The organism is Klebsiella sp. Sb-30 (assembly GCF_057652795.1).
On record NZ_CM172749.1, the window covers coordinates 3,953,401 to 3,968,487 of the forward strand.

A 15,087-nucleotide genomic window follows, 5' to 3' on the forward strand; every position below is an offset into this window, starting at 1 on the left:
CAGAGATGGTCTCTTGAATGGAACATCCCTGGCCTTTACCTCCCGTTAATAGAACACGCTCACGCATCCAGCCCGCTAATCCGCACCAGATGCACGGTGAGCCACAGCAGCTCGTTGCCGCCGAGGGTGATATCGAGCTGGGCCTTGACGTAATCGCGGATCCGCAGCGCGCAGCGGTAGGCCTCCGGATACTCCTTAATCACCTGCACCAGCAGAAAACTGTCCCGCGCGTCGTCCAGTTCCCCCTCCTGTAAACGCTGGAGGAAGAACTGCATATGGACCAGAAAGCGCGAGTAGTTAATCGATTCGGTGTCTATCTGCTGCTTAAAGTGGTACTGCACGAGATTAAAAATATCCTTCAGCATCTTCACCGACTGCATGGTCTGCGCCACGTCGTCACCCTCGCTCTGGCCGTTAACCAGATGAAAAGCGATATTTCCGGCCTCCTCCTCCGGCAGTTCAATCCTGTACTGCTGGCGAATAATCGTCACCGCGTCGCTGGCGACGCGGAACTGCTGCGGATAAAAACGTCTCACTTCCGGCAGCAGACGGTTTTGAATGGCGATCCCTTTGCGGCTGCGTTCGATGGCGAAGGTCAGGTGGTCGGCGAGGGTAAAGAAAATCTGCTCGCGAACCTTGCTGGCAAGCTGCATATTGGCGCGGGAAATAATCATCGCGGCCATTTCGATGACCTCGTCCGGGATGGCGGAGAGCGCCTCGAGATAGCCGCTGCGCGCGCCAAGCGCCTGGGTCACGAATCGCTTCTCTATCTTCTCCGGATCAATCTCATCCCCGGGTCTGCTGTTGAAGCCAATGCCTTTCCCCATGACGATAACCTCCCGGTCATCGTCATCCATAGAGAGCACGAGGCTATTATTGAGCACCTTCTGAACAATCATCTCTGCGACTCATCGTGGTTGCCGTTTTGCGCGATGACATCCTTATACCACCAGAAGCTGCGTTTACGGATCCTTTGCAGACGCTTCAGGTCATCCTCACCGCGATCGACATAAATAAAACCGTAGCGCTTGGCATATCCCTGATGGGTGCTGACCACGTCAATTGCCGCCCACGGGCAGTAGCCCATCAGCTCGACGCCGTCGGCAATCGCCAGGCGCATTTGCTCAATATGCGCCTGTAAGAAGGCGATGCGGTAATCGTCATTCACCGTCCCGTCATGCTCGAGTTTATCCGGCGCGCCCATGCCGTTTTCGCTAATCAGAACTGGCAGACCGTAGCGCTCGCACACTTTGCGCAGCGTCAGGCGCAGCCCCACCGGGTCGACGACCCAGCCGTAGGGGGTTTTGCCGACCCACGGGTTTTCCGCCGGGCGATAAACCCCCTCTTCGCCCAGCATAATTTGCTGGTCGCCCGCGCGAGGCGCAACGTCTGCACCGTCGCCCCGACTGGCGGCAATAGTGGCGGTGGAGTAGTAGTTAATGGCGATAAAGTCCGGCCGCCCCTGCTGCAAAATCAGCGCATCCTCTGGCTGCACTTGCGGCGCGAGGCCGCGATCCTGCATATAGGCCCACGCCAGGGCGTTGTAGCGGCCATGCACCGCCACATCCAGAAAGCTCCAGCAGCGCAGTGTCTCCCAGTTATGCGCGGCAATGGCATCCTCCGGTTTACAGCTTTCGGCGTACATCGAGGTGGTATTTATCGCCGGGCCGATACGCACTCCGGGAAACTCGCGGTGGCACAGGGCGAAGATCTGCGCCTGGGCCAGCATCATATGGTGATTTTGCTGGTACAGCGCCTTCTTGTCCGGCAGTGGGCGATCGGCGGGCACGCCAATCGCCCCGGGGTGGAGGATCATGGTGTTTTGTTCGTTAATCGTCAGCCAGAGCGGGACTTTAGCGGCAAACTCGCTGAACAGCAGCCGGGCATAGCGCACGAAGGCCTCCCCGGTGTTGCGGTTCAGCCAGCCGCCTTTGAGCTCCAGCGCCCACGGCAGGTCGAAGTGGTACAGCGTCACAATGGGGGTGATCCCGTGGCGCGTCAGGGCGTCGATCAGCCGATGATAAAAGGCCAGCCCGCCCGGATTCACCGGGCCGTCGCCGTCCGGGATCACCCGCGACCAGGCCACCGAAAAGCGGTAGGCCTTCAGCCCCATCTCCGCCATCAGCGCGACGTCTTCCTCCACGCGATGGTAGTGGTCGCTGGCGATGCGGAAGTCCGCCGTTCCCGGCGGATGGCTGAGCATATCGACCACCGACGGCCCCTTACCGTCTTCATTCCACGCGCCCTCAACCTGATAGGCCGAAGTGGACGCCCCCCACAGAAAACCATCCGGGAACCGGGCCTGCTGTTGATAAATCATGCCTGCGCCTCCTTAGCGGATTGCACCATCAGCGGTTCACCGTAATCCACCTGCGCGGCGGCGGTGAGGCGCAGAGAGTGCCGCTCATCGCCGTTGACCACAATCACCGGGGTAATCAGGTCGTACCCGGCCTGCTCGATGGCCGAAATATCGAAGCGGATCAGCGCCTGCCCGGCCTCCACGCTATCGCCCACCTTCAGCGCCGAGCTAAAGTGCTGGCCGTTAAGATTGACGGTGTCGATACCAATATGGATCAGCAGCTCAAGACCGCTGTCGCTCTGCAGGCCAACCGCGTGGCAGGAGGGCAGAAACATCATCACCTTGCCGCTAAACGGCGCGCGCAGCACCCCTTCCTGCGGACGAATCGCCACGCCCTCGCCCAGCAGACCGCCGGAAAAAACATCGTCGTTCACTTCGCTGAGCGCCACCACCTGGCCGCGCAGCGGACTTAATACTTCAAACTCGCCCTCGCTTTTCGCGCTGACCGCGGGCTGCGGCGCCTCGCTCACCTCCTCTTGCTCCTGCGGAACCTCTTTGAAGGCGATAAACCAGGTCAAGGTAAAGGTCACCACGATGGAAATCGCGCAGGTCACCAGCGCATGGACGATATTCATCGGGTTTTCGCCGATAAACGCCGGCAGCGCCGCCAGTCCCGGGGAGACAAAAGCGTAGCGTACCAGCCCGCTCACCCCGGCGTAGACCCCGGCACAGCCGCCGCCGATCATCGCGGCAATCAGCACCCGGCGGAACTTGAGCAGCACCCCGTACAGCGCCGGTTCGGTGATCCCCAGCAGCGCGGTAAAGCCCGACGAAGAGGCCAGCTGGCGCAGGTTGCTATTTTTGGTTTTCAGCGCCACGCACAGCGTCGCCGCGCCCATCGCCACGTTTGATGCCAGCATCCCCGGCCCGTTAATCATCTCGTAACCGCTTTTACTCAGCTGACCGGTGGCGATCGGCGTCATCGCCCATGCGGTACCGGTAATGATCAGGAAGGGCTGCAGGGTGCCCATCAGCATCGGGATCAACCAGCTGGCGTGGCGATCGATAGCCCCCGCCCCCGCGGCAACCAGGTCGTTAAGCAAAATGCCCGCCGGGCCGACAACCACCAGCGCCAGCGGCGCGGTAATCAGCAGAATCAGCATCGGCTTGACGAAAAACTTGATAATCGATGGCGACACTTTTTCGGCAAAACGCTCCACCCACGACATCAGCCACACGGTCAGAATGATCGGCAGCACCGACCCGGCGTAATCGGAAAGCAGGACGTTGATACCGACAAAATCGACCGCTTTACCGGCCGCCAGCATCTGGCCGATGCCGGGATGCAGCAGCACGCCCGCGAGAGTCATCGCCAGAATCGGGTTGCATTCAAACTTCAGCGACGCCCCGTAGGCCAGCAGCACCGGCAGGAAGAAGAAGGCGGCGTCGGCAATGATATTGAGCAGTTGCCAGGTCGAGCTGGTTTCGCTAATCACGCCGGTAAGCTTGAGAATGGCCAACAGCGCTTTAATCATCCCCGCGCCGGTGATCGCCGGGATCACCGGGGTAAATGTGGTCGAGATGACGCTGATAACCCGCGCAACGATGCCGGTCGGTTTGGCGTTTTTATCGCCGCCGGTCGGGCTTTTCTTCTCAGGCAGGGCCTTATTGAGCAGGCGATAAACCCGCTGCACCTCATTGCCGATAACAATCTGGAACTGGCCGCCCTTCTCCACGACGCTGATCACGCCGGGGATAGTGCCAATCTGCGCATCGTTAACCTTCGCGCGGTCGTTGAACTCCATGCGCAGCCGGGTCGCGCAATGGGTGAGCATGCGGATATTCTCCGCACCGCCCACCGCGTGGAGGATTTTGTCTGCTGTTTCGTTATAGTTCATAGTGTTCCCTGGTGTTGGGGCAAAAAAAAAGACCAAAACAGAGACGCTCCCCTTGGCGGGAGAGCATTTCTATTTTGGTCTTGCCTGCTTTCGCAGTAGCACGCCATCATAAAAATGGGTTATTTCGGCGGATTATCTAAGCGTCCCTGCGCAATGACAACGGCGACCGGACAAAAGTGTGAGCTGGATTAAGTAAATTCTTAAGTGAAGTTCATCCGAGGGCCTGCTGACGCAGCCAGCTCTGTAATAGCTTACCGTTGGGGGTCATATCGCTATCCTGACGCACGCAGAGATAGTAATCCCGGCCATCATCTATCGCCGTATCGAAGATTTTCACCAGCTCGCCGCTCTTCAGATAGGGGGCGATCAGCGGCTCGCGCATCAGCGCACAGCCCAGCCCGGCCTGCACCCCCGCCAGGGTCAGCAGGCCATCTTCAAACAGCGGCCCCGTCGAGCGCGGCGGCCGTTTAACCCCCTGCTGCACAAACCACTGGTTCCATGTCGTGCGCTCCTCGTCGTGCAGCAGCGGCATCTGCAGCAGCTGCTCCGGGGTATCGATATGCCCGTGCAGACGCAAAAAGGCCTGACTGCATACCGGCACCATTTTACCGGAAATCAGCTTTTCGCTTTGATAGCCCACCCAGTGACCGTTGCCAAAGCGAATCGACATATCGGAAGCATCGCTAAGGTAGTTGCGGTGGTTCGCGTAAACCACGTTGATTTCGGTATGCGGATTGGCGTGCACGAACGACGGCAGACGGGGAATAAACCAGCCCATGCCAAACAGCGGGATCAGGCTGATCGTCACCTGCTGGGTTTGCACCTGATCGACCAGATGTTCGGTGGCCTGGCGCAGCACGTTAAACGCCGCGCGGATCGAGCGGTAATACTCCCGCCCCTGCTGGCTGAGGGTCAGCCGCCGCCCCTGGCGTTCGGTAAGCGGGATCTGCAGATAGCCTTCCAGCACCTTCAGCTGGTGGCTTACCGCCGAGGGTGAAATCGCCAGCTCCTGCGCCGCCAGGGTCACGCTGCCCAGGCGGGCGATCGCCTCGAAGGCGCGCACCGCCCGCAGCGGCGGATCGTTGGCTAACGTACTCTCAGACCAGCTAACCGGCCCCTCTGACTGTTCTGTTTTTTTCATATATTGATTTTCTTAGCGTATTTCACTACTCGATGCTTTATTTAATTATATTAAAAATCATAAAGATAGTTAACAACGCATTTATCATAAGAAAGAATATATGCGTATTTTACAATTTAATTCATTTGTTGGATGGTAGCTATTATTTGAGCATCTTGTCGGAAGAACCAGTTGGACACACTCATACAACAAATCATCAACGGGGTCATGCTCGGCAGCATCTACGCCCTGATCGCGCTCGGCTACACCATGGTGTACGGCATTCTGCGCATTATTAACTTTGCCCACGGCGATATTCTGATGGTCGGCGCGTTAACCACCCTTTCCGGGATGAACGCGCTGAATGCCCATTTCCCCACTCTGCCGCCGCTGGCGCAGCTGGGGCTGGCGCTGCTGCTGGCCATGGCGGTCTGCGCCCTGCTGGCGATGGCGGTCGAGCGCTTTGCCTACCGCCGCCTGCGTAACGCTCCGCGCCTGGCGCCGCTGATCTCCGGGATCGGCGTCTCGGTACTGCTGCAAACCGTAGCGATGATCGTCTGGTCGCGCAATCCGCTGATGTTCCCGCAGATCCTGCCGATGGATCCGATCGCAGTGACCCACGGCAGCGAAGCGCATCCTCCGGCGCTCATTACCGTCACCGGTATCGTCACCGTCACGCTGGCTCTCGCGGTAATGCTCGGCCTGTGGCTGCTGGTGGAGTACACCCGCTTAGGTCGCGGTATGCGCGCGGTGGCGGAAAATCCGCGCATCGCCACGCTGATGGGGGTGAACCCCAACGCGATTATCATCCTCACTTTCGCCATCGGCGGCGTATTCGCCGCGCTGGCTGGCGTGATGATGGCCAGCAACTACGGCAGCGCCAGCTTCTCCATGGGCTTTCTGCCCGGCATTAAAGCTTTCACCGCCGCGGTGCTCGGCGGCATCGGCAATATTCGCGGCGCGATGGTCGGCGGCCTGCTACTGGGCCTGATCGAATCCCTGGGGGCCGGCTATCTCGGCGACCTGACCAACGGCGTCTTTGGCAGCAACTACCAGGATATCTTCGCCTTTATGGTGCTGATTCTGGTGCTGGTCTTCCGCCCTGCCGGTTTACTCGGCGAACGCGTCGCGCACCGGGCCTAGGAGAAATATTATGACAACGGCACAACTCGATACGCCCGTCGTCTCCCGCCGCTTCTGGTCCGGGATGACCCTGTTCGTCTGCGCGCTGCTGGTGGCGCCGATGGTCGCCAGCCAGCTCGGCGGCAACTACTGGGTGCGGGTCATCGACTTCGCCCTGCTCTACATCATGCTGGCGCTGGGGCTGAATATCGTGGTCGGCTACACCGGCCTGCTGGATATGGGCTTTATCGCCTTCTATGCCGTCGGCGCATACCTGGCCGCTCTGCTGGCCTCGCCGCATCTGCTGGAGGTGTTCCCGCTGTTAAATAACCGGTTCCCGGAGGGCCTGCACACCTCGTGGCTGGTGATTATTCCGCTTGCCGCGCTGGTGGCGGCAGGCTGCGGGATCGTGCTGGGGGCGCCGACGCTGAAGCTGCGCGGCGACTACCTGGCCATTGTCACGCTCGGTTTTGGTGAGATTATCCGCATCCTGATGCGCAACCTCGACCGCCCGGTCAACATCACCAACGGCGCAAAAGGCATTTCCGGGGTCGACTCGCTGAACCTGTTCGGGCTGAAGTTTAGCGGCGTCTATCACTGGTTTGGTTTTAAAGTCCCGGCGCTGTGGCTGTGGTACTACCTGCTGATGCTGGTGATTGTGGCGATTATTTTCGTCTGCCTGCGGCTACAGCATTCGCGCATCGGCCGCGCCTGGCACGCCATCCGCGAGGATGAAGACGTCGCCCGCGCAATGGGCATCAATCTGCGTAACTACAAACTGCTGGCTTTCGCTATCGGCGCCTCGTTCGGCGGCGTGGCGGGGGCGCTGTTCGGCGCATTTCAGGGCTTCGTTTCGCCGGAATCCTTCACGCTACAGGAGTCAATTGCGGTACTGGCGATGGTGGTGCTGGGCGGGATGGGTCATATCCCCGGGGTGATCCTCGGCGCGGTGCTGCTGACCGCGCTGCCAGAGCTGCTGCGCAGCCAGGCGGCGCCGCTGCAGCAGGCGCTGTTTGGCGAAGTGCTGATTGACCCGGAAGTGCTGCGCCAGCTGTTCTACGGCCTGGCGCTGGTGCTGGTCATGCTCCTGCGCCCTCAGGGCATCTGGCCCGCGCGTCATCAGGGAGTCAAAGCATGAGTCTGTTAAGCGTACGCCACATGTCAAAACGCTTTGGTGGCCTGACGGCGGTCGATGACGTATCGCTGACCATTAATGAAGGTGAAATCTACGGCCTGATCGGCCCCAACGGCGCGGGGAAAACCACCTGCTTTAACCTGATTACCGGGCTGTACCCGGCGGACAGCGGCGAGTTCGCTATCGCCGGTGAGCCCTACTTCCCGAAGAATATCGAGAAAGTCACCGCCGCCGGCATCGCCCGCACCTTCCAGAACGTGCGGCTGTTTAACCAGATGTCGGTACTGGAGAACGTGATGGTCGGCCGCCACGTGCGCACCCGCAACGGTCTGTGGGCCGCGCTTACCCGCCATAAACGCGCCCGCGCCGAAGAGGCGCAGACCCGCGAGCTGGCATGGCACTGGCTGGACTACACCGGCATTGCGCAGTTCGCCCACTACCGCGCCTGCGACCTCGCTTACGGCCACCAGCGGCGGCTGGAGATTGCCCGTGCGCTGGCTACCGATCCGCGCCTGCTGGCGCTGGATGAACCGGCGGCCGGGATGAACGCCGCCGAGAAGATGGCGCTGGGCGAACTGCTGCTGCGCATTCGCGATGACGGCAGAACGCTGCTGATGATTGAGCATGACGTCAAGCTGGTGATGGGGATCTGCGATCGCCTGATGGTGCTGGATTACGGCAAAACATTAACCAGCGGCACGCCGGAGACCGTGCGCCGCGATCCGGCGGTGATTGCCGCCTGGCTGGGAGGCAATGTCCATGTCTGATCTGTTAACCGTAACCGGCCTCAGCGTGCACTACGGCGGCATCCAGGCGGTACGCGACGTCTCATTCAGCGTTAATGCGGGTGAGCAGACGACGTTGATCGGCGCCAACGGCGCGGGAAAAAGCTCCACCGTCCGCGCCATTACCGGGCTGGAACCCTTTAGCGGCGAGATTATTTTCAACGGTCAACCGGTTCGTCGACGCAAAGCGGAGTCGCTGCTGCGCGAAGGGCTGGTGATGGTACCGGAAGGCCGCGGCATCTTTACCCGCATGACGGTACTGGAAAACCTGCAGATGGGCGCCTGGCTGCGTCGTGATAGCGCGGCGGTCCGACAGGAGATGGACGAGATCTTCGCCAACTTCCCGCGCCTCGCCGAACGCCAGCACCAGCTGGCCGGGCTGCTCTCCGGTGGCGAACAGCAGCTGCTGGCGCTCAACCGCGCCCTGCTCAGCCAGCCGCGCCTGCTGATCCTCGATGAGCCCTCGATGGGGCTGGCGCCGCTGATGGTCGAGAACGTTTTCCGCGTGATCGCCACTCTCCGTCAGCGCGGCGTGGCGCTGCTGCTGATTGAGCAGAACGCGCGTCTGGCGCTGGAGGCCACCGACAGCGCGTGGGTGATGGACAGCGGCAGCATTGTGGAACGTGGTGCCTCGCAGGCGCTGCTGGCCGACGACCGTATCGCACAGATTTATTTGGGCGAAGTGCCCGCATAACACTAACCAGCATCAGGGAAAAACAATGAAAACAGTCAAAATCAGTGCGCTCAGCGCCGCTATTCTGCTCAGTGGCTTTGCCTCATCCGCCGCATGGTCTGCGGCCGGCGAAACCGTGATTATCGGCCTGGCGGGCCCGCTGACCGGCCCTTCCGCGCGTATCGGCAAGGATCTCGAAAACGGCGCGCAGCTGGCGATAGACGATATCAACAAGCAACACCCGACCATCGGCGGCAAGGCGGTAACCTTTAAACTGCAATCTGAAGACGATCAGTCCGACCCGCGTACCGCCGTTGCCGTCGCTCAGCGTCTGGTGGATAGCGGCGTCGCCGGCGTCGTCGGCCACTGGAACACCGGCACCAGCATTCCCGCCGCACGGGTTTACCACGATGCCGGCATCGCCCAGGTCGCGCCGGTCGCTACCGGACACGCCTATACCAGACAGGGTTTCGACACCAGCTTCCGCGTGATGGGCCACGACGATGACGGCGGCCAGTTTGCCGGGCAGTACGCGGTACAAACCCTGAAGGCCAAACGCATCGCGGTGATTGATGACCGTACCGCTTTTGGTCAGGGGCTGGCGGACGAGTTTATTAAGTCGCTGGACGCACAGGGGATCAAAATCGTCGATCGCCAGTATGTTGACGACAAAACGGTGGACTTCAGCGCCGTACTGACCGCCATCCGCAGTAAAAATGCCGATCTGATTTTCTTCGGCGGCGTCGATAGCCAGGCCGCTCCGCTGGCGCGTCGTATCAAACAGCTGGGCATGAACGCCACCCTGATGGGCGCCGGCGGTTTCGTCAGCCAGACCTTCCTGCAGCTGGCGCAAAAAGAGGGTGACGGCGTGGTGGCGCTGGAGCCGGGACTGCCGGTTGAACAGATGCCGGGCGGCAAAGCCTTTGAGCAGGCCTACCAGGCGCGCTATCACACCCATATCGAGCTGCACGCGCCGTTCGCCTATGACGCCACCCGCGTGCTGGTGGCGGCGATGGAAAAAGCTGACTCCGTCGACCCGGCCAACTATCTGCCCGCGCTACGCGCCATTAACTACTCCGGGGTCACCGGACACATCGCCTTTGATAAAGAGGGCAACCTGAAATCGCCAACCTTTACCGTCTACAAAGTCGTCGACGGCAAATGGCAGCCGCAAACCGTACTCGGCGGCGCAACAACGAAGTAACGCAGTGAGGCAATGTGATGAGTGATAATAATGAGCTGGGCATTCTCGCCCGCCGCAAAATTGAAGCCGAAATTATTAAGCCGATTTACGACATCCTGGTGCGCGAGATAGGTAAAGCTCGTGCCCAGGCGGTCATCGGCGAAGCCATTGAAAACGCCGCGATTGAGGCGGGAAAAACGTTTGCCCGCCAGGAGCCGAACGGCGCGAACATCCAGAGCTTTGTCGCCCTGCAATATCTGTGGGAAAAGGACAATGCCCTGGAGGTCAAGGTGCTGGACGCCGATGACCAGCAGTATAACTACAACGTCAACCGCTGCCGCTACGCCGAGATGTACCACGAGATGGGCCTCGGCGAGATTGGCCACCTGCTCTCCTGCGCCCGCGACGACAAGTTTATCGTCGGCTACGCGCCGGAGGTGGAGCTGACCCGCACCACCACCATCATGCAGGGCGGAAAGTGCTGCGACTTCCGCTATCGCGTGAAGAAGGACAAGCCATGATAGCCATCAACGCTGAACGTCTGTGGTCAACCCTCAACGAGATGGCGAGGATTGGGGCGACGCCGGCCGGCGGCGTCACCCGGCTGACGCTGAGCGACGAGGACCGCCAGGCGCGCGACCTGCTGCGCCAGTGGGCACAAGAAGCCGGTTTTCCCTGCGCAGTCGATAGCATGGGCAATATGTTTATCCGCCGCGCCGGAAAAAATCCGCAGCTGGCTCCGGTATTGACCGGTTCGCACGTCGACTCCCAGCCGCTCGGCGGCCGCTATGACGGGATTTACGGCGTGCTCGCCGGGCTGGAGGCGCTACGCACGCTGAACGAACGCGGCATTGAGACCGAACGCGATATCGTGCTGGTGAACTGGACCAATGAAGAAGGGGCGCGCTTTGCCCCGGCGATGCTGGCATCCGGCGTCTGGGCCGGGCAGTTCAGCGAAGCTTTCGCGCTGGCCCGCAAAGATCGCGACGGCATCAGCGTCGGCGCGGCACTGGAGGCGATCGGCTACCGCGGCGAGCGTCCGACCGCCGCGTTCCCGGTTCATGCCTGTTATGAGGTGCATATCGAACAGGGGCCGATTCTGGAAGAAGACGACGTTGATATCGGCCTCGTCCACGCGGCAATGGGCCAGCGCTGGTTCAACGTCACGCTGGAGGGCTTTTCCGCCCACGCCGGCACCACGCCGATGGGCAGCCGCCGCGATGCATTGACCGCTTTCGCCGAGCTGGCGCTGGCGGTGGAGCAAATCGGGATCGCCCACAACCCCGACGGACGGGCGACCATCGGCATGGCGCAGGTGATACCGGGATCGCGCAACGTGGTGCCGGGGCGCGTCGAATGCAGCGTGGAATTCCGCCATCCGCAAAGCAGCGCGCTGGAGGCAATGGAACAGGCGTTGCGTCACGCTGCCGACACGCTGGCCAGACGCGGGGTGCAGGCGCAGATCGAGCTCATTTTTGACTACGCGCCAATCGCCTTCAACGCCCAGTGTCTGGCGCGCAGCGAGCAGGCGGTTCAGATGCTCGGCTACAGCGCCAGACGCATGGTCTCCGGCGCCGGCCACGATACCTGCTATATCAGCAAGGTCACGCCCGCCAGCATGATTTTCATCCCCTGCGAGAAGGGAATTAGCCATAACGAGGCGGAGAATATTCTGCCCACGTGGGCAGAAAAAGGGGCCAACGTACTGCTGCATAGCGTACTGCTCGCCGCCGGGGAAAAGTAAGCGCCCTTCTGCTGGTCGTTCTGGCGCCGCGCGGTGCCAGAACGACAGCTCACCGCCGTGACGGTACGCCGGCTCCTTCCGGGAAGGAGATAACTGCAGGCATAACCAAATTAAAACAATATCTTAGATTGTTTACCCGCGCGGACAAAAAGCCATTTATTTGTGGATTATCTGCTAAAATCAGCCAATAGATCGCATAGAGCAGGCAGGTATGCGGACATAACGGCATGACATTCCGTTGTATTTCAGTTCAATTCAATGATTTTCGAATCGCTTCTTTTTTACTGCTGACGCCCGGGTACGTGTGAAAACGAAAAAGAGATCCTCAGCATCGTCCAATATTCTCCGCTATATCTGGGGATCCGCGCTGGCGACGATTTTTTTAACCACCATTCTCTCCTTCTGGCTGCTTTCCGGCTCATGGGGAACGTGGAAAAGCGCGCATAACAATGTTACCCAGTTCGATATTTTCTACCGGGTACTGCAGGTCTCTAATGACCTGGCCGGTGAGCGCGCCTTCGTTAACGAGCTGATATTAAGCTCGCCTGAGGAGAAAGAGTCACGCTGGCAGGCGCTGGTCGCCCATCGCGACATCACCGACCGCGACATGCAAAAGATCCCGAAAAACCTGCTCTCTCCGGCGCTGATGGGCGAAATGATGCAGCAGCTGGAGCGTTCCCGTCGTATTGCCGACCGCTTTCGCACCCAGGTGCTGAGCGACCCGCAGTCCGCAGATTTGGCCATTCACGATATGGTGGTGGCAACGGATTTCTATCATAAGGCGCTGTTCGAGCGCACCACCGAGTTTCTGCTGCTGGAGCCCAGCGCGCTGGGTCCGATTCTGCGCGCGCAGGCGCTGGGCGAGCTGCGCGATGCAACGGGTCGACTCGGTTCTCAGGTGCTGATTCCGCTGGCCACACACACCCCGATTCCGCGGGCCAACCGGGAAGGATTGATTCGCGGTATCGAACGGATCAATACCGCGTGGTGGCTGCTGCAAACGCAGGGCAATGAGGCCACCTATCTTCCCCACTTCCAGAAAACGCTGGAAAACACGCGCCGGGACTTTGAACATCAGGGCATTGCGTTAATCAATCAGTTAAGCGCTGAGAGCGACAGCGGTAAGCCCTATAGCGTGAGCGCCGAACAGTTTGCCGTCGACTATCACGCCAGCCTCAATTCGTTTGACGATCTCCTCAATACCTATATGAACGGAGTAAAGGAGCACTACACCGCCGCCGAACATCGGGCCTTAGAGAATTTCCTGCTACGGCTGGTGGTGCTTGGGCTGGTGTATACCCTGACCATTGCGATGATTTTCTATATTCGCTCTCGCGTTTTACGCCCCATTCTGCGCTTAAATGAGCTCGCCGCGGCGCTGATTGCCGGAAAACAACTCCACGTCCAAATCGATGACGATACGGCAGAAGAGGTGCAGAGCCTGTTTTCATCCCTCGGGACCCTCGGGAAAAAACTCCGTGAAGATGCCCGCATCAGCCGCCAGTACCAGCGCCAGTCGGAAGAGGATCCGCTGACCCATCTGTTTAATCGCCGGGCATTTAACGCCCGGGCTGATGCGCTATTAAGTCAGTCCAGCAAGGCGCTTCCGGCCTGGTTAGTGATGCTCGACGTTGACCGCTTTAAGTCGATAAACGATAACTGGGGACACCCGATGGGTGACGAGGTGCTGGTTGCCCTGGCCAAAACCCTGAGTAAGTTGAGCCGCCCGGAAGACGTGGTGGGGCGCCTCGGCGGAGAAGAGTTCGCGGTCCTGTTTCTGGCCGCTTCGTCAGACGAAGTCGCCAGCTATACCGCGCGGATTCAGCAGGAAATCCGCAAGCTGACCCTCCATACGACCGGCGATATCACCTTTAAGATCACCGCCAGTTTCGGGGTAGCTAAAGGCTGGCAGTGCCCGCTGCAAGAGCTGATGTCGCGGGCCGACAGGGAGCTGTATAACGCCAAGAACAGCGGGCGTGACCGGATTTGCGGCCTCTCCTGAGCGCACCGGCGCCTGCGTGCCTTGCCATTTTAATCATCCCCTGGTTTAACAGCGCGAAGAGATAACCCTGATATCACCTCAGGGCTCTCTCTGCATTCGCTTAGTGCTTCTTACGGTTACGGCGCATGTCTATCGTCACCGCCGCAACAATAATAATCCCTTTGATAATATCCTGAACGTAAGCGTCGACGCCGACGAAGGTGAAGCCGCTTTTGATTAAGCCGAGAATCATCGCCCCAATCAGGGTGCCGGTGATGCGGCCTACGCCGCCCATCAGGCTGCTGCCGCCGATAACGGCCGCGGCGATAGCGTCCAGTTCGTAGGACATCCCCATACTGGACTGCCCGCTGCTGACGCGCGCCGCCAGCACAACCCCGGCCAGCCCCGACAGCGCGCCGGCGATGGTGTAGACGATAACCAGATACTTATTCACATTGATGCCGGATACTTTTGCCGAGGTCATGTTGCCGCCGATGGCGTAAACATATTTACCGTAGCGGGTGTGTTTCAGCGCGATGTGAAACAGAGCAGCAATCACGAAGAAAATAATCACCGGCATCGCCCCCTGACCAATCGACGTAAAGCTATCGGACAAGAAACTGATGGGATTTCCCTGGGTGTAATATTGCGCCAGACCGCGGGCAGAGACCATCATCCCGAGAGTGGCGATAAACGGCGGAATCCCGGTACGGGTGACCAAAAAGCCGTTGGTTAATCCGCAGATCAGCCCGACGCCAATCCCGGCGCAAATGGGAATGACCGCCGGTAGGTTAACCAGTGACGGGAACATCGGCGACAGGCTATCCGAGGTTTGTGCCAGGCTTGCCGCCACCACGGCAGCAAGGGCAATGACCGAGCCGGAGGAGAGGTCAATCCCGGTAGTGATAATGACCTGCGTGACGCCGACGGCGATAATCCCGATAATGGCGACCTGCAGGACAATCAACACCAGGCGGTTGGTGTTCATCAGGAAAGACTGGTCGCGGACAAACCAGCCGGCAATTTCAAAGGTCAGGGCGATGACCACCATAACAATAAAGATACCGGTATCTTTCGGTAATTTATGCCGTAAATTACCAAGGAAAGAGGATCGCGCATTTGCAGCTGTTGCGGTCAGTTTCATATT

Annotated in this window: 13 protein-coding genes; 8 read left to right on the forward strand and 5 right to left on the reverse strand. The window is 59.8% G+C overall.

Annotation, left to right across the window (positions count from 1 at the left end; all coding sequences use genetic code 11):
- Positions 1 to 59: 59 nt before the first annotated feature.
- From licT to AC236I_RS18480, 4 genes are all read right to left on the reverse strand, one after another.
- Complete coding sequence (gene licT, locus AC236I_RS18465) at positions 60 to 899, reverse strand: BglG family transcription antiterminator LicT (protein WP_487608579.1); 840 nt, start codon at positions 897 to 899, stop codon at positions 60 to 62.
- Positions 896 to 2,320, reverse strand: a complete 1,425-nt coding sequence (locus tag AC236I_RS18470) for a glycoside hydrolase family 1 protein (RefSeq protein WP_004859020.1) — start codon at positions 2,318 to 2,320, stop codon at positions 896 to 898. The genes licT and AC236I_RS18470 overlap by 4 nt, the downstream gene beginning before the upstream one ends.
- Complete coding sequence (locus AC236I_RS18475; RefSeq protein WP_015584973.1) at positions 2,317 to 4,197, reverse strand: beta-glucoside-specific PTS transporter subunit IIABC; 1,881 nt, start codon at positions 4,195 to 4,197, stop codon at positions 2,317 to 2,319. Before AC236I_RS18475 ends, AC236I_RS18470 begins: the two co-directional genes overlap by 4 nt.
- Before the next feature lie 211 nt (positions 4,198 to 4,408).
- Entirely contained in the window at positions 4,409 to 5,338 is a 930-nt protein-coding gene (locus AC236I_RS18480; RefSeq protein ID WP_004859015.1) for a LysR substrate-binding domain-containing protein, read from the reverse strand.
- Positions 5,339 to 5,509: 171 nt separating this feature from the next.
- On the opposite strand from AC236I_RS18480, the gene AC236I_RS18485 reads away from it, so the two are divergent.
- The 8 genes from AC236I_RS18485 to AC236I_RS18520 all read left to right on the forward strand — a co-directional run bounded on the left by AC236I_RS18485 (position 5,510) and on the right by AC236I_RS18520 (position 13,961).
- Positions 5,510 to 6,460 carry a branched-chain amino acid ABC transporter permease gene (locus AC236I_RS18485; RefSeq protein WP_048022953.1) on the forward strand — a complete coding sequence of 317 codons (951 nt, stop codon included), beginning with the start codon at positions 5,510 to 5,512 and terminating at the stop codon, positions 6,458 to 6,460.
- Positions 6,461 to 6,470: 10 nt separating this feature from the next.
- Positions 6,471 to 7,577 carry a branched-chain amino acid ABC transporter permease gene (locus AC236I_RS18490; protein WP_064357314.1) on the forward strand — a complete coding sequence of 369 codons (1,107 nt, stop codon included), beginning with the start codon at positions 6,471 to 6,473 and terminating at the stop codon, positions 7,575 to 7,577.
- On the forward strand, positions 7,574 to 8,341 hold the full coding sequence (locus tag AC236I_RS18495; RefSeq protein WP_015584976.1) for an ABC transporter ATP-binding protein: 768 nt from the start codon (positions 7,574 to 7,576) through the stop codon (positions 8,339 to 8,341). Before AC236I_RS18490 ends, AC236I_RS18495 begins: the two co-directional genes overlap by 4 nt.
- Positions 8,334 to 9,053, forward strand: coding sequence for an ABC transporter ATP-binding protein (locus AC236I_RS18500; RefSeq protein ID WP_015584977.1), 720 nt, complete (start codon positions 8,334 to 8,336; stop codon positions 9,051 to 9,053). The genes AC236I_RS18495 and AC236I_RS18500 overlap by 8 nt, the downstream gene beginning before the upstream one ends.
- Before the next feature lie 25 nt (positions 9,054 to 9,078).
- Positions 9,079 to 10,236: a branched-chain amino acid ABC transporter substrate-binding protein gene (locus AC236I_RS18505; RefSeq protein ID WP_064357315.1), complete on the forward strand. Its 1,158-nt coding sequence runs from the start codon at positions 9,079 to 9,081 to the stop codon at positions 10,234 to 10,236.
- Positions 10,237 to 10,253: 17 nt separating this feature from the next.
- Entirely contained in the window at positions 10,254 to 10,736 is a 483-nt protein-coding gene (locus AC236I_RS18510; protein ID WP_004858992.1) for an L-2-amino-thiazoline-4-carboxylic acid hydrolase, read from the forward strand.
- A complete protein-coding gene (locus AC236I_RS18515; protein WP_487608580.1) occupies positions 10,733 to 11,959 on the forward strand; it encodes a Zn-dependent hydrolase in 1,227 nt (408 codons plus the stop codon). The genes AC236I_RS18510 and AC236I_RS18515 overlap by 4 nt, the downstream gene beginning before the upstream one ends.
- A gap of 304 nt (positions 11,960 to 12,263) precedes the next feature.
- Complete coding sequence (locus tag AC236I_RS18520) at positions 12,264 to 13,961, forward strand: GGDEF domain-containing protein (protein ID WP_064357317.1); 1,698 nt, start codon at positions 12,264 to 12,266, stop codon at positions 13,959 to 13,961.
- A 100-nt stretch (positions 13,962 to 14,061) separates the two neighbouring features.
- Here the strand turns inward: AC236I_RS18520 and AC236I_RS18525 are convergent, their stop codons facing one another.
- Entirely contained in the window at positions 14,062 to 15,084 is a 1,023-nt protein-coding gene (locus AC236I_RS18525) for an ABC transporter permease (RefSeq protein WP_172418225.1), read from the reverse strand.
- Between the last annotated feature and the right edge of the window lie 3 nt (positions 15,085 to 15,087).